Source organism: Brevundimonas sp. 374, from assembly GCF_900102995.1.
GTDB classification, from domain to species: Bacteria; Pseudomonadota; Alphaproteobacteria; order Caulobacterales; family Caulobacteraceae; genus Brevundimonas; species Brevundimonas vesicularis_C.
Genome location: NZ_FNKT01000001.1, coordinates 1,005,059 through 1,025,145, shown reverse-complemented (window position 1 = coordinate 1,025,145; position 20,087 = coordinate 1,005,059). Strand labels below are relative to the sequence as shown.

26 protein-coding genes are annotated in these 20,087 nt (G+C 66.1%); 13 read left to right on the top strand and 13 right to left on the bottom strand.

All coding sequences use genetic code 11. From position 1 onward, the window contains the following. Position 1: 1 nt before the first annotated feature. The 3 genes from BLR19_RS05065 to BLR19_RS05055 form a co-directional block, all read right to left on the bottom strand. A complete protein-coding gene (locus tag BLR19_RS05065) occupies positions 2-343 on the bottom strand; it encodes a VOC family protein (RefSeq protein ID WP_091747903.1) in 342 nt (113 codons plus the stop codon). A 228-nt stretch (positions 344-571) separates the two neighbouring features. Continuing rightward, positions 572-1,657 (bottom strand): chorismate synthase, encoded by a 1,086-nt coding sequence (gene aroC / locus BLR19_RS05060; RefSeq protein WP_091747900.1) that lies wholly within the window; start codon positions 1,655-1,657, stop codon positions 572-574. Positions 1,658-1,666: 9 nt separating this feature from the next. Beyond that, positions 1,667-2,401: a DnaJ C-terminal domain-containing protein gene (locus BLR19_RS05055; RefSeq protein WP_091747897.1), complete on the bottom strand. Its 735-nt coding sequence runs from the start codon at positions 2,399-2,401 to the stop codon at positions 1,667-1,669. A gap of 109 nt (positions 2,402-2,510) precedes the next feature. Here BLR19_RS05055 and pdxH point away from each other — a divergent pair, with 109 nt between their 5' ends. Beyond that, positions 2,511-3,185, top strand: coding sequence for a pyridoxamine 5'-phosphate oxidase (gene pdxH, locus BLR19_RS05050; RefSeq protein WP_055805341.1), 675 nt, complete (start codon positions 2,511-2,513; stop codon positions 3,183-3,185). A 7-nt stretch (positions 3,186-3,192) separates the two neighbouring features. On the opposite strand, the gene queA is transcribed toward pdxH, so the two are convergent. Both queA and BLR19_RS05040 read right to left on the bottom strand, forming a co-directional pair. Beyond that, complete coding sequence (queA, locus tag BLR19_RS05045; protein WP_091747894.1) at positions 3,193-4,278, bottom strand: tRNA preQ1(34) S-adenosylmethionine ribosyltransferase-isomerase QueA; 1,086 nt, start codon at positions 4,276-4,278, stop codon at positions 3,193-3,195. A 312-nt stretch (positions 4,279-4,590) separates the two neighbouring features. Further along, on the bottom strand, positions 4,591-5,910 hold the full coding sequence (locus BLR19_RS05040) for a D-amino acid dehydrogenase (RefSeq protein WP_091747889.1): 1,320 nt from the start codon (positions 5,908-5,910) through the stop codon (positions 4,591-4,593). A gap of 135 nt (positions 5,911-6,045) precedes the next feature. Between BLR19_RS05040 and BLR19_RS05035 the strand changes: the two genes are divergently transcribed. From BLR19_RS05035 to BLR19_RS05010, 6 genes are all read left to right on the top strand, one after another. Continuing rightward, positions 6,046-6,495, top strand: coding sequence for an Lrp/AsnC family transcriptional regulator (locus BLR19_RS05035; protein ID WP_039246401.1), 450 nt, complete (start codon positions 6,046-6,048; stop codon positions 6,493-6,495). 41 nt (positions 6,496-6,536) lie between these two features. Continuing rightward, positions 6,537-7,013, top strand: a complete 477-nt coding sequence (locus BLR19_RS05030; protein ID WP_091747886.1) for a hypothetical protein — start codon at positions 6,537-6,539, stop codon at positions 7,011-7,013. Positions 7,014-7,074: 61 nt separating this feature from the next. Further along, positions 7,075-7,419, top strand: a complete 345-nt coding sequence (locus tag BLR19_RS05025; protein ID WP_091747883.1) for a RidA family protein — start codon at positions 7,075-7,077, stop codon at positions 7,417-7,419. 41 nt (positions 7,420-7,460) lie between these two features. Then, complete coding sequence (locus tag BLR19_RS05020) at positions 7,461-9,143, top strand: lysine--tRNA ligase (protein ID WP_091747881.1); 1,683 nt, start codon at positions 7,461-7,463, stop codon at positions 9,141-9,143. Between the two features lie 59 nt (positions 9,144-9,202). Next, positions 9,203-9,592 carry a hypothetical protein gene (locus tag BLR19_RS05015; protein ID WP_091747878.1) on the top strand — a complete coding sequence of 130 codons (390 nt, stop codon included), beginning with the start codon at positions 9,203-9,205 and terminating at the stop codon, positions 9,590-9,592. 77 nt (positions 9,593-9,669) lie between these two features. After that, positions 9,670-10,143: an SH3 domain-containing protein gene (locus BLR19_RS05010; RefSeq protein ID WP_039246408.1), complete on the top strand. Its 474-nt coding sequence runs from the start codon at positions 9,670-9,672 to the stop codon at positions 10,141-10,143. A gap of 63 nt (positions 10,144-10,206) precedes the next feature. Here BLR19_RS05010 and BLR19_RS05005 read toward each other — a convergent pair whose 3' ends face one another. The 5 genes from BLR19_RS05005 to BLR19_RS04985 all read right to left on the bottom strand — a co-directional run bounded on the left by BLR19_RS05005 (position 10,207) and on the right by BLR19_RS04985 (position 12,797). Next, positions 10,207-10,842, bottom strand: a complete 636-nt coding sequence (locus tag BLR19_RS05005; RefSeq protein ID WP_091747875.1) for a S24 family peptidase — start codon at positions 10,840-10,842, stop codon at positions 10,207-10,209. A gap of 42 nt (positions 10,843-10,884) precedes the next feature. Next, positions 10,885-11,325, bottom strand: coding sequence for a hypothetical protein (locus BLR19_RS05000; protein ID WP_091747873.1), 441 nt, complete (start codon positions 11,323-11,325; stop codon positions 10,885-10,887). 91 nt (positions 11,326-11,416) lie between these two features. After that, positions 11,417-11,767, bottom strand: coding sequence for a hypothetical protein (locus BLR19_RS04995; RefSeq protein WP_039246411.1), 351 nt, complete (start codon positions 11,765-11,767; stop codon positions 11,417-11,419). Positions 11,768-11,943: 176 nt separating this feature from the next. Continuing rightward, positions 11,944-12,339 (bottom strand): PaaI family thioesterase, encoded by a 396-nt coding sequence (locus BLR19_RS04990; RefSeq protein WP_091747870.1) that lies wholly within the window; start codon positions 12,337-12,339, stop codon positions 11,944-11,946. Beyond that, positions 12,336-12,797, bottom strand: a complete 462-nt coding sequence (locus BLR19_RS04985) for a PaaI family thioesterase (protein WP_091747867.1) — start codon at positions 12,795-12,797, stop codon at positions 12,336-12,338. Before BLR19_RS04985 ends, BLR19_RS04990 begins: the two co-directional genes overlap by 4 nt. An 85-nt stretch (positions 12,798-12,882) precedes the next feature. Here BLR19_RS04985 and BLR19_RS04980 point away from each other — a divergent pair, with 85 nt between their 5' ends. Beyond that, positions 12,883-13,914, top strand: coding sequence for a ligase-associated DNA damage response exonuclease (locus BLR19_RS04980; protein WP_091747864.1), 1,032 nt, complete (start codon positions 12,883-12,885; stop codon positions 13,912-13,914). Positions 13,915-13,917: 3 nt separating this feature from the next. On the opposite strand, the gene BLR19_RS04975 is transcribed toward BLR19_RS04980, so the two are convergent. Then, complete coding sequence (locus tag BLR19_RS04975) at positions 13,918-15,540, bottom strand: response regulator (protein WP_091747861.1); 1,623 nt, start codon at positions 15,538-15,540, stop codon at positions 13,918-13,920. A 192-nt stretch (positions 15,541-15,732) separates the two neighbouring features. Between BLR19_RS04975 and queC the strand changes: the two genes are divergently transcribed. Genes queC through BLR19_RS04960 form a run of 3 tightly spaced genes read left to right on the top strand, consistent with a single transcriptional unit; the run spans position 15,733 to position 17,464 of the window. Then, the gene (gene queC / locus BLR19_RS04970; RefSeq protein ID WP_091749117.1) at positions 15,733-16,464 is read left to right on the top strand and encodes a 7-cyano-7-deazaguanine synthase QueC; all 732 of its coding nucleotides are present in this window, start codon (positions 15,733-15,735) and stop codon (positions 16,462-16,464) included. Then, positions 16,461-17,096: a 7-carboxy-7-deazaguanine synthase gene (gene queE, locus BLR19_RS04965; protein ID WP_091749120.1), complete on the top strand. Its 636-nt coding sequence runs from the start codon at positions 16,461-16,463 to the stop codon at positions 17,094-17,096. Before queC ends, queE begins: the two co-directional genes overlap by 4 nt. Further along, positions 17,096-17,464: a 6-pyruvoyl trahydropterin synthase family protein gene (locus BLR19_RS04960; protein WP_091747858.1), complete on the top strand. Its 369-nt coding sequence runs from the start codon at positions 17,096-17,098 to the stop codon at positions 17,462-17,464. The genes queE and BLR19_RS04960 overlap by 1 nt, the downstream gene beginning before the upstream one ends. A gap of 1 nt (position 17,465) precedes the next feature. Here the strand turns inward: BLR19_RS04960 and BLR19_RS04955 are convergent, their stop codons facing one another. Both BLR19_RS04955 and BLR19_RS04950 read right to left on the bottom strand, forming a co-directional pair. After that, entirely contained in the window at positions 17,466-17,744 is a 279-nt protein-coding gene (locus BLR19_RS04955; protein ID WP_017504585.1) for a hypothetical protein, read from the bottom strand. Between the two features lie 55 nt (positions 17,745-17,799). Then, on the bottom strand, positions 17,800-18,648 hold the full coding sequence (locus BLR19_RS04950; RefSeq protein WP_091747855.1) for a thioesterase family protein: 849 nt from the start codon (positions 18,646-18,648) through the stop codon (positions 17,800-17,802). A 180-nt stretch (positions 18,649-18,828) separates the two neighbouring features. Between BLR19_RS04950 and BLR19_RS04945 the strand changes: the two genes are divergently transcribed. Then, positions 18,829-19,317, top strand: a complete 489-nt coding sequence (locus BLR19_RS04945; RefSeq protein ID WP_017504587.1) for a winged helix-turn-helix transcriptional regulator — start codon at positions 18,829-18,831, stop codon at positions 19,315-19,317. Positions 19,318-19,366: 49 nt separating this feature from the next. After that, the gene (locus BLR19_RS04940) at positions 19,367-20,068 is read left to right on the top strand and encodes a helix-turn-helix transcriptional regulator (RefSeq protein WP_091747852.1); all 702 of its coding nucleotides are present in this window, start codon (positions 19,367-19,369) and stop codon (positions 20,066-20,068) included. Positions 20,069-20,087: the final 19 nt, after the last annotated feature.

Sequence of the window (20,087 nt, the reverse complement as noted above, 5' to 3'; positions counted from 1 at the left end):
CTCAGCCCTCGGACCACACCGCCATTTCGGTGCCGGCCGGATCGGCGAAGTGGAAGCGGCGACCGCCGGGGAAACTGTAGATCGGTTTCAAGATCCGGCCGCCGGCCGCCTCGACCTTGGCCAGCATGGCTTCCAGGTCATGGGCGTACAGGATGGGCAGGGGCGCCTTGGTCTGATTGGTCTGATCGGCGTCGAACCCGCCGTCCAGTCCCTGATCGAAGGCGGCATAGGTCGGGCCGTAATCGACGAAGGTCCAGCCGAACGCCTGGCTGTAGAATTGCTTGGTCGCGGGCAGGTTGGCGGCGGGCAGTTCGAGGTAGTCCAGTTTTCCGTCTTCACGCACGATTGATCTCCTGAAAATGGGCGCCACCGATCCCTTGTCTTGCACGCGCCCTCGACATGCGCAAACCTGCAAACGGTTCGCAGTTGCAGGAATCGAGCGATGATCGTGATGACGACAGGCCTGTCGGCCCTGATGGCCTTGATGCGGTGCGAGGCGCGTCAGACCGAGCCGCCGCCGAGGCTCGAGACCGATCGCGCAAACCCGCGTCCGGCCCGACGAAGACCCTGATCAGCCGACCTGGGCGCGGTGTCTCAGATGGGCGTCGGCCAGGACGCAGGCGGCCATGGCCTCCACGACCGGCACGGCGCGCAGGGCGACGCAGGGATCATGACGGCCCTTGGTGCGCAGGTCCGTCTCTTCGCCGTCGCGGGTGATCGTCTGGCGCAGGGTCAGGATGGAGGAGGTCGGCTTGAACGCCACCCGCGCCGTCACCGGCTGGCCCGTCGAAATCCCGCCCAGCACGCCGCCCGCCTTGTTCGACAGAAAGACCGGCTGCTTGTTGAGGTCCAGCCGCATCTCGTCGGCGTTCTGTTCGCCGGTCAGTTCGGCGGCCTCGAAGCCGGCGCCGATCTCGACCCCCTTGGCCGCATTGATCGACATCAGGGCCGCCGCCAGTTCCGAATCCAACTTGCCGTACAGGGGGGCGCCCCAGCCCGCCGGAACGCCCGTGACCTCCAGCGCGACGACCGCCCCGACCGACGATCCCGCCTTTCGGATGCTGTCCAGATAGGCCTCCCAGTCGCCCACGACCGCGGCCGAGGCGGCGAACAGCGGATTGGTGTGGGCGGCATCGAAATCGATCTGGTCCGGTGCGATCCGGTGCGGGCCGATTTGCACCACGCCGGCGCGAATTCTGACACTGTCGCCCAACACCTTGCGCGCCACGGCCCCGGCCGCCACGCGGCTGGCCGTCTCGCGCGCCGAGGATCGACCGCCCCCCCGGTGGTCGCGCACACCGTATTTGGCCTGATAGGCATAGTCGGCGTGCCCCGGCCGATAGGCGCGGGCGATCTCGCCATAGTCCTTGGAGCGCTGGTCCTCGTTCTCGATCAGGATCGAGATCGGCGTGCCCGTCGTCACCGGCCCGTCGCCGTCGTCGAACACGCCCGACAGGATGCGCGCCGTGTCGCTTTCCTTGCGCTGGGTCACGAAGCGGCTGCCGCCCGGCTTCCGCTGGTCCAGCCAGGGCTGAAGGTCCGCCTCGGTCAGCGGAATCATCGGCGGGCATCCGTCAACGACGCAGCCGATCGCCGGCCCGTGGCTCTCGCCCCAGGTGGTCACGCGAAACAGATGGCCGAAGGTATTGTGCGACATGGCCCCGACTTAGGCCGCCAGACGCTCCTGCGTCCAGACCCGCGTGAAGCGCACCAGCAGGTCCTCGGCCGCCGAGGGAACATCGGACGACGGCTCCAGTGTCACGAACAGATGCCCGGCCGGCCGCGATCCGCGCGCAGGCAGGCCCAGGTCCTTCAACCGCACCCGCACCGGAGCGGCCATGTCGGCTGTGATCCAGGCCGAGCGCGTGCCGACAGGGGTCTCGATCTCCACCCGCCCGCGGTCGGCCATCAGGCGACGCTCGACGGCCCAGGTCATGAACAGGTCGTCGCCGACCACCGACAGCCCGTCCTCGGGTCGGATCAACACCGACAGATAGAGATCGCTCCCGTCCGCCGCCCCGCGTCTCAGCCGCAGGTGATCGCCGCTGCGCAGGCCCTTGGGCGCCGTGACCCGCACCGTCCGCGCGCCCAGCCGCACCTCGACCTGACCCCCGGCCAGGGCCTGCATCGGCGACAGCACCAGAACCGGCGTAGGCGCGGGCCGCGCGGCGGGCGCCGACAGGGCGGGGCGAGGGGGCTGATGCGCCTGGATCAGCCGATAGGCCGCGATCACGCGCCGGAACCGCTCGGCGTCGCCGCCCGCCTGATCCGGCCGCGCCGCCTTCACCGCCGTGCGGAAGGCGGCCTTCAGCGTCGACGCATCGACATCGCCGTTCAGGCCCAAGATCGACAGGGCCTCGCGGACGCCGGACACATCTGAAATCGAAACAGGCGCGCTCATGTCGTCACCGTTCGCGCATCAGGGTCAATGGGCGGTTAACCCTGACGGCGACACGACCGTTTTGACCTCGATCATTCCCAGCCGCGCCTGCACCGACTACATCACTCGCATGACCGCATCCGTGATCCCGCCCAGCCCGTCGCGTGAAGAATACGCCCGCGACTATGCCGCCGCCCTGGCCGCCAACGGCGACGAGACCATCTTCGATCGCCCCGAACCCATCGGCCTGTTCGTCGAATGGCTGGCGGACGCGAGGGCGCACGAGCCGAACGATCCCAACGCCATGACCCTGTCGACTGTCGACGCCGACGGCCTGCCGGATGCGCGGATCGTTCTGCTGAAGGATGTCGATGCGCGAGGCTTCACCTTCTATTCGAACAGCGAGAGCACCAAGGGCGTCGAACTGGCCGGTTGCGCGGCCGCCGCCCTGACCTTCCACTGGAAGTCGCTGCGTCGGCAGGTGCGGGTGCGCGGCGCGGTCGAGCCGGTCACGCCGGCCGAGGCCGACGCCTATTTCGCCAGCCGCGCGCGCGAAAGCCGCATCGGCGCCTGGGCCTCGGACCAGTCCCGCCCCCTGTCGGACCGCACGGTGCTGGAAGAGGCCGTGGGCCGCGAAACCGCGCGCTTCGATGGTCAGGAGGTGCCGCGCCCGTCCCACTGGACCGGATGGCGCGTCGTGCCGCGCTCGGTCGAGTTCTGGCGCGATCGCCCGTTCCGCCTGCACGACCGACTGCGGTTCGACCGCGACGGCGAGGCCTGGCGCTCAGGCCGCCTCTGGCCCTGACCCGCGATCAGTCGCGGAACAGCAGCGACCCGTCGCCGTAGGAATAGAAGCGATAGCCGTCGGCGACCGCATGGGCATAGGCCGCCTTCATCGTCGCCGTGCCCGCAAAGGCGCTGACCAGCATGAACAGCGTCGACTTCGGCAGGTGGAAGTTGGTCATCAGCACATCAACCGCCCGGAACCGATAGCCGGGCGTGATGAAGATGGCCGTGTCGCCGTGGAAGGGTTTGATCTCGCCGTCCTCGGCCGTCGCGCTTTCCAGCAGCCGCAGGGAGGTGGTGCCGACGCAGACGACGCGCCCGCCCTTTGCATGGACGGCGTTCAGGGCGGCGGCGGTTTCAGGCGACACCTCGCCCCATTCGCTGTGCATCTTGTGGTCGGCAAGATCGTCGGCCTTGACCGGCAGGAAGGTGCCGGCCCCGACATGCAGCGTCACCGCATGGGTCGAGACACCCTTGGCGCGGATGGCGTCCAGCAGGGCAGGGGTGAAATGCAGCCCCGCCGTCGGCGCCGCAACCGAACCGTCATGCTCGGCGAACACGGTCTGATAGTCTGACCGGTCGCGGTCGTCCTCGGGCCGTTTGGCGGCGATATAGGGCGGCAGGGGCATGACCCCGACATCACGGATCGCGTCGTCCAGCGCCGGTCCCGCCAGGTCGAAGGTCAGGGTGATCAGCCCGTCTTCCCCCTTGGCCGTCACCGTCGCGTCCAGTCGACCCAGCTCGCAAGCGGCGTCGCTTGCGTTTCCGAACCGGATCCGATCCCCCGGCTTGATCCGCTTGCCCGGCTTCATGAAGGCGGACCAGACGTCGGGCGCGTCGCGATGATGCAGCGTCGCCTCCACCTCGACCGTCAGGGTTTCGCCCTCGGCCCCGATCCGCTGACGCACGCCCGACAGACGGGCGGGAATGACCCGCGTATCGTTGAACACCAAGGCGTCGCCCGGCTGCAGGAAGTCCGGCAGATCGCGAACGATCCGGTCTTCCAGCGCGCCGCCTTTCACCACCAGCAGCCGTGCGGAATCGCGCGGATCGGCCGGGCGCAACGCAATCCGGTCTTCGGGCAGGTCGAAATCGAAATCGGCGGTCTTCATCGCGCGCTCTATAGGGGGCTCCGACGCGCCGCGCCACGCTGCGGCGCCCCGCCAGCGCATCGTCGGCGCCCCGCTGTTTGATTTCCAACGGGTTTTCGCCCCCGAGCGGCGTCTAACCGACCGCGCTCCGGCCGCGTGCTAGACTGGCCGTGGATCTTTGACAACGTAAGTTCAGGCGGAATGGACGGCGAAATCCCGCCCGCGCCTCACCCAGATGATGGCGTCAGATTAGACGAATTAGACACTTTAGACGGTGAATTCCCGTCCGCGGCCCAAGGCCTCACCGCCGCGCGATTAGACGAATTAGACTCTTTAGACGGTAAAATTCCCCGTCGACGTCTGATCTAAGCTGTATCCCGGCGCGAACGCCCCGGCCCAGGCGCCATAGCGGTTCAGCGACAGGTCGCGGGTTTCGATCTCGGGCGCCTTGCCGTCGACCATGTCGGCCAGAACCCGCGCCGAGCCGCAGGCCATGGTCCAGCCCAGGGTGCCGTGGCCGGTGTTCAGATAAAGCCCCGGAACCTTGGTCGCGCCGATCACCGGCGTGCCGTCCGGCGTCATCGGACGCAGGCCCGACCAATAGCTGGCCCCCGCCAGGTCGCCGCCGCCCGGAAACAGGCTGCCGACCGAATGGGCCAGGGTTTCGCGACGGACGGCGGGCAGGGTGTTATTGTATCCTGACAGTTCGGCCATGCCGCCCACTCGAATGCGATCGCCCAGGCGCGTGATCGCCACCTTGTAGCTCTCGTCCATGACGGTGGAGACGGGCGCTCTGTCTTCGTCCACGATCCTGGCCGTGATCGAATAGCCTTTCACCGGATAGACCGGCAGATCCAGACCCAGCGGCTTGGCCATCATCGGCGAATAGGAGCCGAGAGCCAGGATCACCAGATCGGCCGTCATGGCGCCCTTGCTGGTCAGGGCGCCGGTCGCGCGACCATTCGTCATCGTGATCGACTGGATGTCGGTTCCGGTATGGAAGACCACGCCGCGCTCCGCCGCCAGCTTGGCCAGGGCGTTGGTGAACAGGAAGCAGTCGCCGGTCTCGTCATGCGGCAGACGAAGACCCCCGACGAAATCGACGTTGGAGGCGGCCAGGCCCGGCTCGGCCGCGATACAGCCCGCGCGGTCCAGAACCTCGCACGGCACGCCGGCGGCCTTCAGCACATCGACGTCCTTGTGCACGTCGGCCAGCTGCTTTTCCGTACGGAACAGCTGCAACGTGCCCTGCTGGCGACCGTCATAGGCGATGCCGGTCTCGCGGCGCAGCAGGTCGATCTGGTCGCGGCTGTACTCGGCCAGGCGCACCATCCGGCTTTTGTTCAGCGCATAGCGGTCGTGGGTGCAGTTTCGCAGCATGGCGACGGTCCAGCGCACCATGGCCATGTCCAGACGCGGCCGCACGATCAGGGGCGCGTGGCGCATCAGCAGCCACTTCATCGCCTTGACCGGGATCGACGGCGCAGCCCAGGGCGCGGAATAACCCGGCGAAATCTGCGCGGCGTTGGCGAAGCTGGTCTCCAGCGCCGGACCGGCCTGCCGATCGACGACCGTGACCTCATGCCCGGCCTGGCTGAGATACCAGGCGGTGGTGACGCCGATGACGCCCGACCCAAGCACCAGAACCCGCATGTGACGTTCCCAAGCCCAATGTTGTTATTCGTCGCAAGCTAGCGCTGCATGGATCGACGATCCTGCCTGTTTGCGCAATGATTGGTCGCTGATAGAAGTCTGACGCAATAATCTGCGGCTGAATGGCGGAAACTTGTGTCCCTGCTTGATCCCCTCGACCAACGCCTCCTTCAACGGCTCCGCGCCGATGGGCGCATCAGCAATGCGGACCTGGCCTCCGCCGTCGGTCTGTCGCCTTCCGCCTGCCTGCGGCGCGTGCGCCGGCTGGAAGAGCGCGGGGTGATCCGGGGCTATGCCGCCGTCCTGGCCAACGACAGCGACGACGGCGTCGTCGCCTATGTCGAGATCACGCTGGAGAAGCAGACTGACGACCACATGCGCCGGTTCGAGGCGGCCGTCCGCAACCACCCGGAAATCCGCGACTGTTATCTGATGGCGGGCGAGGCAGACTACATCGTCCGCGCGGTCGCGCCCGACATCGCCGCCTATGAGGTGATCCACAAGGACGTCCTGTCGCGTCTGCCGGGCGTGTCGCGCATCCACTCCAGCTTGGCGATCCGCAACGTCCTGGCGGCCCGCGGCTGAAACGGGCTGAACCTTCCGGCCCGGTCGGGTGTTGTGGCGGCATGAAAGCCCTCGACCTCCTCCCATCCGCCCTCATCGGCGCTGTCGCCAGCGCCCGTTCCATGACCCCGATGGCGGCCCTCGCCACTGCCGAACTGGCGCACAAGCCGTTGCCCGGCCGCGTCTTCCTGCTGAACCGGCCGCTGTTCAAGTTCGGCGCCCTGGCCATGGGTGTCGGCGAACTGCTGGGCGACAAGATGAAGACCGCGCCCGATCGCACCGTCTTCCTCGGCCTGTTGGCGCGGGTCATGAGCGCGGGCATCGCCGGCGCCGCCCTGGCTCCGCGTGGCAAGGAGAAGCTGGGCGCCGGTTTGGCGGTCGGTACGGCCGTGCCGCTGGCCTATCTGACCCTTTCGGGGCGCAAGAAGGCCATGGCCCGCATCGGCCAGACCAAGAGCGGCTTGATCGAGGACGCCCTGATCGTCGGCGCCGGCGCCCTGGTCGTCGGCCTGACCGTCTCGCGGTTCAACCGCCGCTAGCCGCTCGACAGCCGGGCCCCGGCGGCGATAGGTGAGGGACGTTTTCGAAGGACCCTAGCCCATGATCACCCGCATCCAGCCCGGCGCCCGCATGAGCGAGGCCGTCGTCCACGGCGACACCATCTATCTGTCGGGCCAGGTCGGCGAACCCGGCGACGACGTGGCGACGCAGACCCGAACGGCGCTGGCCGAGATCGAGGCGCTGCTGGCCGAGGCCGGCAGCGACAAGTCCAAGATCCTGATGGCCCAGATATGGCTGGCGGACATTGCCGACTTCGAGGCGATGAACAGCGTCTGGGACGCCTGGGTCGACACCGCCAATCCGCCGGCCCGCGCCACGGGCGAAAGCCGGCTCGCGTCGCCCGACTATAAGGTCGAGATCATCGTAATCGCCGCCAAAGCCTGATCACGGTTGACCGGGCGGGATGCAGACTGCAAACCGCCGCCATGCTTCAGAACCTCGAAACCCTCGCCCGCGAGGCCAAGTCCTGGCCCTTCGAACAAGCCCGCAACCTGCTGGCTCATGTTCTGAAGAAACGGCTGGGCGAGGCCGAGCGAGCCGAAGCGCGCGCCCTGATCGACGCCGGCAAGGCGGATGAAGCCCTGGCGGCCTTTCCCGCCCTGCAGCGCCCGGTGATCCTGGAGACCGGCTACGGCCCGTCGGGCCTGCCGCACATGGGCACCTTCGGCGAGGTCGCCCGCACGACCATGGTGCGCAACGCCTTTCGCGCCCTGACCGGCGACCACTGGCCCACGCGCCTGATCGCCTTCTCCGACGACATGGACGGCCTGCGCAAGGTGCCGGAAGGCGTGCCCAACCCGGAGATGCTGCGTGAGGACCTGCATCTGTCCCTGACGCGGGTCCGCGATCCCTTCGGCACCCACGACAGCTTCGGCGCGCACAACAACGCCCGCCTGCGCGCCTTCCTCGACAGCTTCGGCTTCGACTATGAGTTCATGTCCTCGACCGAGACCTACAAGTCGGGCCGGTTTGACGCGACGCTGCTGACGCTTCTGGAACGGTTCGACGCGGTCATGGCCATCATGCTGCCGACCCTGGGCGAGGAGCGCCGCGCCACCTATTCTCCCTTCCTGCCCGTCAGCCCGATTACCGGCCATGTGCTGCAGGTGCCGACCCTGGCGCGTAACGTCGAAAAGGGCACGATCACCTTCGAAGACCCCGCCGGCGAACCGGGCAACCGAACCGAGGTGCCGGTCACGGGCGGCCATGTGAAGCTGCAATGGAAGCCCGACTGGGCCATGCGCTGGGTCGCGCTGGACATCGACTACGAGATGTCGGGCAAGGACCTGATCGAGAGCGTGCGCGAAAGCTCCAAGGTCTGCCGCGCCCTGGGCGGCACCCCGCCCGAAGGCTTCAACTACGAGCTCTTCCTCGACATCGAGGGCAAGAAGATCTCCAAGTCCAAGGGCAACGGCCTGACAATGGACGAGTGGCTGCGCTACGGTACGCCCGAGAGCCTGTCTTGGTACATGTTTCAGTCGCCGAAGTCGGCCAAGAGCCTGCACTTCAACGTCATTCCGCGCGCCATCGACGACTATCTGGCCTTCATCGAAAGCTACAAGACCCAGGAGCCGGCCAAGCGGATCGACAACGCCGTCTGGTCGATCCATGCGGGCGATCCGCCGACCCACACGTCGCCGGTGTCCTTCGCCCTGCTTCTGAACCTCGTTGGCGTGGCCAACGCCTCGACCAAGGAGCAGCTGTGGGCCTATTTCGCCAAATACCTGCCTGACGCGACGCCCCAGAACGAGCCGCTGCTGGACCGGCTGATGGACCACGCGCTGAACTACTACGAGGACTTCGTGAAGCCCTCGAAGTCCTATCGCCTGCCGGATGACAAGGAGAAGGCGGCGCTGCTGGACCTGGCCGAACGGCTGAAGGCCCTGCCGGCCGACACCACCGACGGCGAACTGATCCAGAACGAGGTCTATGCGGTCGGCAAGGCCCACGCGTTCGAGCCGCTGCGAGCCTGGTTCGGCGCGCTCTACGAGGTTTTGCTGGGCGCCAGCCAGGGGCCACGCTTCGGTTCGTTCGCAGCCATCTACGGCCTGCCGCAGACGATCGCCCTGGTTGAAGCTGGGGCGAACGGAGAACTGGCGCAACCTTGACCTTGCGTCAGGGTTGTTGCGTGATGCCAGCTTGAGGGGACGTGGCCGGGGAGGCGAGGTTGCGTTACGAGATCGACGAGGCGAACAAGGTCCTGATGCTCGACCTGGTTTCGGCCAGGTCAGCCGACCGCGTGCTGAAAGCGACGGTCGATCTGATCACCCAAAGGCCTGAGCTCTGCAGCTGGGACTGGATCGTCGAATGCGAACCCATGACCGACGACGCCACGGTCCAGCATCTGGCGAAGCTGGCTGAGGCCTGGGGGCCGCCACCGTCTGCCGAAGCGGTGACAGTTTTCGTGACAAACGATCGCATGCTCCATCTGTGGGCGCGTGTGCTGGACTTTCAGTTCGTGCGCCGGAAACACTTCGTCGAACGCGACATCGATATCGCCAGACGTTTCGTCGCCCGCCGCCAGTCCGCGCGCATGGCAAAGATGAACGGAAAATAACGGCGAAGCTCCGGGAGCCTTCAGGTTCGTCCGTGCATTCTCCCCTCATCGGCAAACGCGCTGACAGGAGAAGAGTTATGTCGAACAAGATTTTCAAGACCGGTCTGGCCACTGCTGCCGCCTTGGCCGCCATGGTGACCGCCGCCCCGATGTCCGCCCAGGCCCAGGCCAACGGCGTGACCAACTGTGACGCCCCTGGCGGTCGCCAACGTGCAGGCGCTCTGATCGGCGCCGTGGTCGGCGGTGTGGTGGGCTCGAACCTCGCTCGCAATGAGCGTACGGCCGGCACCATCGTCGGTGCGGGCGCTGGCGCCGCCGCCGGTTCCTATATCGGCTGCAACCAGCAGCGCGCCCGTGCTGCTTCGGCCTCCAGCGGCGCCCAATACCGTGCTTCGTCGAACCTGCGCATCCGCAGCGGCCCCGGCACCAACTATCGACAAGCCGGCACGCTGTCGGCCGGTCAGCCCTTCACGGCCATCGGTTCGCAAGGCGAGTGGGTGCAGATCGCGGGCGGCGGTTGGGTGAACGCCCACTACGTCACGGCCAACTGAATTCAGTTCGCTAAGCATCCAAAGCCCCGTCCGGTTCGCCGGGCGGGGTTTTTGCTGTGCGCTTTACTGGCTGACCCAGAGGATGCGGGCCATCCATTCGATCTCGCGCCGGGGCACGACCCTTGGCGGATAGTCGGGATTGATCGAGGCCAGGGTGACGGCGCGGCTGGTCAGGCTGGTGACCTCTTTGGCCACGGTTTCTCCGCTGGTCAGGCGGGCGACGACGCGGTCGCCCCGCCGCACCTGCGTCGCTTCCTGATCGACGATGACGCGGTCGCCTTCGCGATAGAGGGGCGACATCGAATCGCCGGTGATCTGAAGGCTGAACAAGGTGTCTTTGGCGCGCGGCAGGTCGGTCTGATCCCAGCCTTCGCCGACCGGCAGGCCAGCGTCGTCGAAGAACCCATCCTGACCCGCCTTGGCCAGACCCAGCAAAGGCACGCTGGCCGGCGCCTCCGGGGCGTCCTCTGCCAGCACCGCAAACTCCGACAGCGACAGGCCCGTCGCCTGAAGCACCAGCGTCATGCTCTCGGTCGATGGCCAGCGCGGACGCGGCGGATCGCCTGGCCCGAAGCGCTTTGACGGATTGAAACTGGTTGCGTCCAGACCGGCGCGGCGCGCCAAGCCGGACGGCGTCAGCCCTTCACGTCGCGCCAGGGCGTCGACGGCCTTCCAAAGCTTGGCGTGGGATAGCGGCATGGACTTCCAGCGACCGATTCGCCGCCAGCATACGATCGGATATTAGGAATTTCTACCTATCAACGCTGCCGCACGGCGCTCTTGCCAAGCATAGAATGTGCCGATGATGATGCAGCCGATGATCAGATAACCGATCATGTTCACGACCGTATAAAGCGATCCGACCATGACGCGTTGTCCGGTCAGGCTCATGACATGGGACATCACTGCGATCAGTTGCAGTCCGCTGGCCCACACGGGCCAAGACTGTCGATAACGCCAACTGATGCCTACGAAGACAATCAGAAGGACGAGATCAACCAGAAACATGCCCAGCGGCACGCCGCGAAAGCCGCTGTTCTCTTGCATCAAAATCGTTGCAAACCATGCGAACAGATAGGCGCCCGCGCCGATCCGCTCGGCCGAGTTGCCCTTCAAAAAGGCGAACAAAGCCATGCCGACCATAAAGACCGCGCCGACGATGGCATAAGCGATGTTGAGCATGACAAATCGCCCCCGCGCAGAAATGCACGGGGACGATAATGACCGAAGTCAGTTCAAACTGAAATCTCGGTAAGCCAAGCTTACCAAGAATTCACGCGACGCGATGCAGGTGCGTCGGCGTCAGGGCCGATTTCGGGTCCAGCCAATCGTCGGGCTTGGCGACCGGGCCGGCGGCGTAGGTGCCGAAGCCAAGGCGGCGGTGATCTTTTTGCAGTTCGGCGTGGCAAGCGACGATGGATTCACGCGCGGCCGAGAGGGCGGCGATCGTTTCCATGGCCTTGGCTTGCGACATCGTGCCGGAAACCGGCGACAGCGACAGAGCGGCGCGAGCGCCGATGAAGGATTGAACCAGCGTGGTCGCCTGGGTGATCGCGGCGTCGATCGCGAGTTCGGTAGCATGCAGATCGCCAGCAACGCTGGTGACGACTTCAGTGCGGTCCATGAAAGCCCCTCAAAGACAGGTTTACAAGAACCGTATGGTTATCACGTCTTAACCCTGTTTGGTAGAGCAATCTTTACCATGTCAACAATCGCGCGTTGAAGCGCCGCCGTAAGCTCGGCGTTAAAACCCAATGAGAGCAAGAAGTCGGCGCGAATCAGCGCGCTAGGGCGCGGTGATCAGTCCTGGTTGTCCAGCAGGAAGTGGGCGGTAAGGGACGCAATAGGCTGTTGACGTTCTTCCTGCCAGGCCTCCGCGTGCACATGGGCGACGCGACGACCCGCCCGGCTAATGCGAGCACGCGCGAAGACGTTGATCGGTCTGCCGGTGCGCAGATAGGCGACCGTGACATTGATCGGGCGGGGCAGTCGCGGACCCGGAAAGCTTAGCGCAACCTGAGCCATCGCCGTCATTTCCAGAAGGGCGGCCGTCGATCCGCCGTGCAGGGCGGGCAGCATCGGATTGCCGATCAGCTTGTCGTCGAAGGGCATGATGACGGTAACTTCGTCGCCGCTGACCAAGGTCTGAAGGCCAAGAAAGCGAGCGTAGGGCATGCGGTTGAGGATGTCGGTCATGCCGCCGCTCCTTTTGCATGGGGCGCCCGCTCGCGGGTCTGGTTGAGGATATAGGCGGCTTGCGCTGCGGCGACCGGATCGGCGGGATCGTCCTCGAAAGCCCAGGCGCGCACAAAGGCGATGCTGGGCGTCAGTCGGAAACATAGGCCTTGGGCCAGCAGGTCCTGACGCGGCCTTGCCGCGCGCATGTAATCGACACGCAAATCCAGGGTGGCGATGGGCTGGAAGGCGTCCATCGCGGTCCACACGGCCAATCCGCCGATATGATCCAGCAAGGTCGTCACCAGCCCGCCCGCGAAGACGCCGCTGTCGGGATCGCCGACCAAGTCCTCACGCCACGGCACGCGGATGCGGGGCTCGCCATCGTGCATGCCGTCAAAGGTGAAGCCCAAGGCGCCAGTGTGGGCGGCGCCGGCGGCCAATTGCGGCAGGATGGTGGTCAGGAAACTCTCGTGCATCGTGCGGGCTGAACCTGTTGCGCCGATTTTCGGGGTCATCCTCTATGAGGCGGCGACCCGACGGCGTCGAGAGCGTTACCGCAAGATGATCCGCCCCGAAGACCTGCTGCATCCCACGCCCGCCGGCCTCTACTGTCCGCCGGGAGATTTCTACATCGACCCGGTTCGGCCAGTGGATCGCGCCGTCATCACGCACGGCCATGCCGACCATGCGCGCGCCGGTCATGGAGCGGTGCTCGCGACGCGCCAGACCCTGGCGATCATGACTGAACGTTATGGCGCGGATTTCACGCTGCAGCCCCAATCGGTGGAATACGGCGAGGCGACCGCGATCAATGGGGTCGATCTCAGGTTGGCGCCCGCCGGCCATGTGCTGGGCTCGGCCCAGGTCGAGGTGCGCTGGAAGGGGCTGATCATGGTCGTGTCCGGCGACTATAAGCGCCGCCGCGATCCGACCTGTGCGCCGTTCGAGCCTGTGCCCTGCCACGTCTTCATCTCGGAGGCGACGTTCGGCCTGCCGGTCTTCAGCCATCCGCAGGCGGAGGAGGAAGTCGGGCGGCTGGTGCGGTCGCTGGGGCAGTTTCCCGAGCGGGCGCATCTGGTTGGCGCCTATGCGCTGGGCAAGGCGCAGCGGATCATCCGTCTGCTGCGCGAGGCTGGATGGGACCGCACCATCTATGTCCACGGGGCGTTGGAGCGGCTGAACGCCCTGTACGAAAGAGAAGGGGTCGATCTGGGCCCGCTGGCGCCGACCCGCGATCTGCCCAGGAATGCGCTGGGCGGCGAGGTCGCCATCGCACCACCGTCCGCCATCCAGGATCGATGGGCGCGTCGGTTCGCCGATCCGGTCACGGCCTTCGCTTCAGGGTGGATGGGGGTGAAGGCGCGGGCGCGCCAGCGCGGCGTGGAACTGCCGTTGGTCGTGTCGGATCATGCCGACTGGAACGAACTGACCGCGACCTTTACCGAGATCAGGCCAGAGGAAATCTGGATCACCCACGGCCGCGAAGAGGGTCTGCTGCGTTGGGCCGAAATCAACGGGCAAAAGGCGAGGGCGCTGCGTCTGGTCGGCTACGACGAAGAGGACGAAGAGGCGCTGGACGTTCGTCCGGACTGAGGATCAGGCGACGGCGCGACCGGATTGGTCCTGCTCTTGTGCGCTTTCGTGAGCGGCGGAGATGGCGGCGTTCATCGCCATACGCAGGCGTTCGGGCTTGATGGGCTTTTCGACGACGGCGGCCATGCCGATCGAGAGATAGTGTTTGGCGTCTTCGGGGTCCGCATTCGCGGTCAGGGCCACGATCGGCACGCGGCCGACGGCACCGGGCAGGGCGCGAATGGCCTGCGTGGCCTGAACCCCGTCCATCCGAGGCATCTTGATGTCCATCAGGACCAGGTCGTAGCGGCTTTCCTGAACGGCCTGAAGCGCCTCCAGGCCGTCCTCGGCCAGTTCGGAGCTGCAGCCGAACATCTCGCACAGCGCCTGGGCGACGACGCGGTTGGTGGCGTTGTCGTCGACGATCAGGATGTGCGGCGCGGATTTCAGGTCCAGGCCCGACAGATCCGACACGTTCGATTGCGCTTCCGCCTCGACCACAGCGCGGGGCGCGGTCAGGTCGAAGGCGAAGGTCGCGCCACGTCCCTTGTTGTTTTCGGCCCAAATCCGGCCGTCCATCCGGTCGATGACCTGACGACAGATCGAAAGGCCCAGGCCGGCGCCGTCGGGGCCGGAACCGTGAACGAAGGGCTCGAAGATGGAATCGACGCGTTCCGGCTCAACGCCCGGGCCGTCATCGCGAATGCGGGCTTCCATATGGATGCGGTCGCCCTCGACCCAAGCCTTGAGACCGGCCTCGACCACGCCGTTGCGGGCGAACTTCAGCGCATTGCCGATCAGGTTGTTGAACACTTGCTTCAGGCGCACGCCGTCGATAACGGCCGCCAGTTCGGTGTCGCCTTCGTAGCCGACGAGCAGGGTCACGCCGTCCTGAGAGGCGCGCGGCTCCCACATCGACTGAATGTCGTCCATGACGGCGCGCAGGGCGGTCGGCTCGGTCTTCAGTTCCAGTTCGCCGGCCTCGGCCTTGGACAGGTCCACTGCGTCCTGGAGGATGCGCAGCAGGGTCTCGGAGGAGTCGACGATGGTCTGGACGTGCGCCTGAGCCGCCGTATTCAAGGGCTGGCGGCGGAGCAGTTCGGCGACAGCCAGGACGCCGTTCATCGGCGTGCGCAGCTCGTGGCTCATGATGGCCAGGAACTGGCTCTTGGCGCGAGCGGCGGCGATGGCCTGGGCGCGGGTGTCGCTGAGGAGCGCCGCCTGTTCGGCCAGTTCCGCATTTTGCTCGCGCTGGCGCGTGTTGACGGCCTGCAAAAGGGTGGCGGCGGTGCCTACGCCCCAATAGGCGCCGTTCTTGGTGACGATGAAGCCGCGCAGCAGGGCGGCCGGACCGCCCTTCAGCATGATGTCGCAAAAGGCGTCGATCCGGACACCGGCCTCGACGACGGCCGGCTCGGCATCCATGGCGAAGGTGATGGGGCGAAGGTCGTAGAGGGCGTGGCCGAAGCGGGCGGCGATCTTCTGAAGGAAGGCGGTGCGTTCGACCAGGCCGACGGGGCGGTCGCCATCGACCACGGGAATGACCAGCGTATCCGGCTCGCATTCGAAACGCGCCAGGACCTCGCAGCCGAGAGTCGTCGGCGCAACCGGCTTTGGACGCTCGGAAAGGGTCTCGATGGTCGGCATACTGCCTGGAACTCCTACTCATTGTGAGTAAAAGCCCAAATCGCTTGCGGATTAGTTAAGCGGCGTCATCCAAGACGCAAATCCGCCTTTTTTGCTCACGGGCGGGGTCTGGTGTATGAGGCCCGCCCGACCCATCTAGGTCTCCATCTCTTTGTGCATGCGCGCGGCCAAACGGCCGACCGCAGATTCGTCATGAGCGTCATCCTGGAAAAGACCTCCCCCACCGCTAGCAATACGGCACTTGTTCTATTCTCCGGCGGGCAGGACAGCGCGACCTGCCTGGCTTGGGCGCTGGAGCGGTTCGAGCGGGTGGAGACGGTCGGGTTCGACTATGGCCAGCGCCATCTGGTGGAGATGCAGGCGCGTCAGGCGGTGCGCGACGGAATAAAGACGGCCCTGCCGCAGTGGGCCGATCGCCTGGGCGATGACCATGTGGTGGACCTGACCGGATACGGCAGGATCGCCGAGAGCGCCCTGACCGCCGACCGCAAGATCGAAATGGACGCGCGTGGCCTGCCGACCACATTCGTGCCGGGCCGCAATCTGATCTTTCTGGTCGCAGCCGCGGCGCTGGCGGATCGGCGCGGGCTGGACGTGCTGGTCGGCGGCATGTGCGAGACGGACTATTCGGGCTATCCGGATTGCCGCCACGAGACGATGGAGGCGATGGCGCGGGCGCTGTCGCTGGGGCTGGACAAACCGGTCGTCATCGACACGCCCCTGATGTGGCTTACCAAGGCCCAGACCTGGGACCTGGCGCACGGGATAGGCGGCGACAGGCTGATCGCGCTGATCATCGAGGATAGCCACACCTGCTATCAGGGCGACCGGACGCATCGACACGCCTGGGGCTATGGCTGCGGGTCTTGCCCGGCCTGCGAACTGCGCGCGGCCGGTTATGACGAATGGGCGTCGGGGCGATGACCTATTCGGCGAAGGAAGTGTTCCTGACGGTTCAGGGCGAGGGCGGACAGGCGGGGCGGCCGGCTGTCTTCCTGCGGTTCGCCGGCTGCAATCTGTGGAGCGGGCGCGAGCAGGATCGGGCCAACGCCGTCTGCACCTTCTGCGACACCGACTTTGTGGGCGTCGACGGCGATGGGGGCGGCAAGTTCGCCACGCCGGACCTGCTGGCCGATCACGTCGCGGCGATGTGGCGCGGGCGTGAAGGCGATCCGAAGCTGGTGGTCTGCACCGGCGGAGAGCCCTTGTTGCAACTAGATGCGCCGCTGATCGACGCGCTGCATGCGCGCGGTTTCGAGATCGCCATCGAATCGAACGGTACGATCGCGGCTCCGGACGGCGTCGACTGGATCTGCATCAGTCCCAAGGCCGATGCGGATGTGGTGCAGACGCGCGGGACCGAGCTGAAACTGGTCTTTCCCCAGCCCAAGGCCATGCCAGATCGGTTCGAGCATCTGGATTTCGAACGGTTCTGGCTTCAGCCGATGGACGGGCCGGATCAGGTCGAGAATACCGCCGCCGCCATCGAATACTGCCTGACCCACCCGCAGTGGCGCCTGAGCGTCCAGACCCACAAATACATCGGCGTCCGCTAATGCCTGTCTTCGAGATCACCAAACAGGCGACCTTCGACGCCGCTCACCACTTCCCGAACGAGCCCGAGGGCAGCATCTATCGCCGCGTCCACGGCCATTCCTTCACGGTCGAAGCGACGGTGCGGTCCGAGGTCCTGGACGTCGAACACGGCTGGGTCGCGGATTTGGGCGCGCTTGACCGGGCGCTGAAGGCGGCGGCCGAGACGCTGGATCACGGCATGCTGAACGAGCACGAGGGACTGGAGCTGCCCAGTCTGGAAAACCTGTGCCTGTGGTTCGCCAAGACGCTGAAACCCGAGTGGCCGGGCCTTTGCCGAATTCAGGTGGCGCGGCCGACGATCAATGAGCGGTGCGTTCTAAATCTCTGACCTAGCAGCGTTTGCCCTGACGCTGGCGCTGTTCGCAGCGGCGTTGTTCGCGTTCATAGTCGCGCTGTTCACGCTCGCGACGCAGTTTGGTTTCCTCGTCCGAGGTGGTGACGGCGTCAAACCCGGCGCCGACGACCGCGCCGGTGGCTTTCGCCGTGCCGCCGACGACCGCAGCGGTCCCGCCGACGACGGCGCCGACAAGGCAGCCCTGCAACATCAGACAACCGCCCAGCACGACGACGACTTGGGATACGGAAACGAGGCGATTTCGACGACGCATGGCGACACTCCAGAGATTTGGAATAGTCGTCGATAATGATGAATGAGGGCTGACTTCAGGCTGGACGTTGCGGCAGCAGCTTGCGGCGTTGGCGCGACAGCGCCAGCGGCGTTCCATCAGCGCCCCAGGCGATCGCCTCGTCCACCGTCCAGCCCAGGCCGAGGTCCAGCATCCTGAATTCGAAGAAGGCCCAGCCGTCCGGCGCGCTCTGCGGCGTCGGATCGGTCAGGACGTCGATGCGCAGATCGACGGTGGTCATGGCGGCCGGGGTCTTGGATGCGGTCCAGGCGGGCGGATACAGCGCATCCAGCAGGTAACACAGGCCGACCTCATCCAAGGGCCGGCCGTCGGCCATCCGCATCCATGTGCGCTCGATCACCGGCTTGCTCTCATTGCCGCCCAGGATGTTGGGGCCGCCGTCGAAGCGGTATTCGACATGCTGGGCGAAGTGCGGCGACATCGGCCCGCGTATCGTGGCCTTGGGGTCCAGTCCATCCAGCGGCGGGGGCGGCGCGTGCAATGGCGTCAGCGGAGGCGGCGCGGCGTCCAGCCCATAGGTGCCGGTGGCATGGTGGGTCATGCGCCCGTCCTGCTCGGCCTCCACCGCAGCATACAGAACATTGCGGCCGCCGCGCAGCAGGCGAGGGCGAAAGGCGACCTGTTCACCGAACCTTGCCGCCGAGAGATATTGGACTGACAGGGTCCGAAGGTGCGCCGTCAGCGCCAGTCCCTGTCGCATCGACTGCGCGCAAAGGGCCGCCAGCAGCCCGCCGAACGGAAAGCCCTTCTCCGGCGCCATGCTCGATGGGCCATTCGAGAAATGACCCGGCACGGGCGCGGACAGACCGCCGTCTTCGAGGACTTGGAATGTAAGGGCGGCGTCGAGGGAGATGGGCGGCGTCATTGCGCAATCCTGCGTCAGGCGAAGAAGCGGCGGAAGACCTGATGACGATCTCCCGCCCAAGTCCGAGGGACAAGGCGGCGAACCGGGAGGCTCGCACGTCCGTTGCGAAACAAGACTGACTTGGAGCGTTCGGATTTGCAACCCTTGCCAAATGCCTGACGCGGCGTCACTTTCGCGCCTATGGGACGCACCGCCGACTACAGCCGACAAAGCTGCTCCATCGCCGCCACGCTTGAGGTGATCGGCGATCCCTGGACCCTGCTGGTCATTCGCGATGCCTTCAACGGCGTCAGCCGGTTCGAACAGTGGCAGGACAATCTTGGCGTGGCGCGCAACGTCCTGGCCGCCCGGCTGAAAAGCCTGGTTCAGCACGGCGTGCTGGAGCCGCGCCTGTATTCCGAACGCCCGCCGCGCAATGAATATGTCCTGACCGCCAAAGGCAAGGATCTGTACGGCGTTCTGGTCACCTTGCACGGCTGGGGTAACAAACACGTCTATGGCGATGCCGACAGCGGCATCGACATGGTCCACAAGACCTGCGGCCATTCCCTGACCCCGCGCATCGCGTGCGGCTGCTGCGGCGAGATCGTCAAACCGAGGGATATCGCCCTGACCCGCGCCGAGAACCGGCCGACGGTCGGCGACGTGATGCCCAAGGAAGCGGCTTAGGCCCGTTCCTGCTGACGCTTTCTGGCAGCAGGGCTGCTAGGATCGCGGGGTGTCCCGCTCTGAACGCCTTCTCGATCTGCTGAATGTCCTGCGGCGGCATCGTCGGCCGGTGAGCGGGCAGGTATTGGCCGAGGAGATGGGCGTCAGCCTGCGGACGCTTTACCGCGACATCGCCAGCTTGCAGGCGCAAGGGGCGACGATCGAGGGGGAGGCGGGGGTCGGCTATGTGCTGAAGCCGGGCTTCATGCTGCCGCCGCTGATGTTCACGCCGGAAGAGATCGAGGCTCTGGTGCTGGGGTCGCGCTGGGTGGCGGACCGCGCCGATCCGCGCATGCGTGATGCGGCGCTGGCGGCGCTGGGACGGATCTCGGCGGTGCTGCCGCCCGATCTGCGCGACGAGATGGACACATCGACCCTGCTGGTCGTGCCGGGCGAGCCGTTCCCGGCGGATCGGGTCGATCCGGCCTTATTAAGGAAAGCGATCCGCACCGAGCGACGGCTGAAGCTGTGTTACCGCGACGAGGCGGGGTCGGCGTCCGAGCGTGTGGTCTGGCCGTTCGCCCTGGCCTTCTTCGACCGAGTAAGATTGCTGATCGCCTGGTGCGAACTGCGCGGTGATTTCCGCAGTTTCCGTACCGACCGCATCGTCGAGGCGGAAGTGATGGAGGCGCGCTATCCGACGCGTCGACAGGCGCTGATGAAGACCTGGCGCGAGGCGCACGAAAGATCGCGGTCAGGCGATGGCTGCTGACGGAAACTGGCAGCAGCGA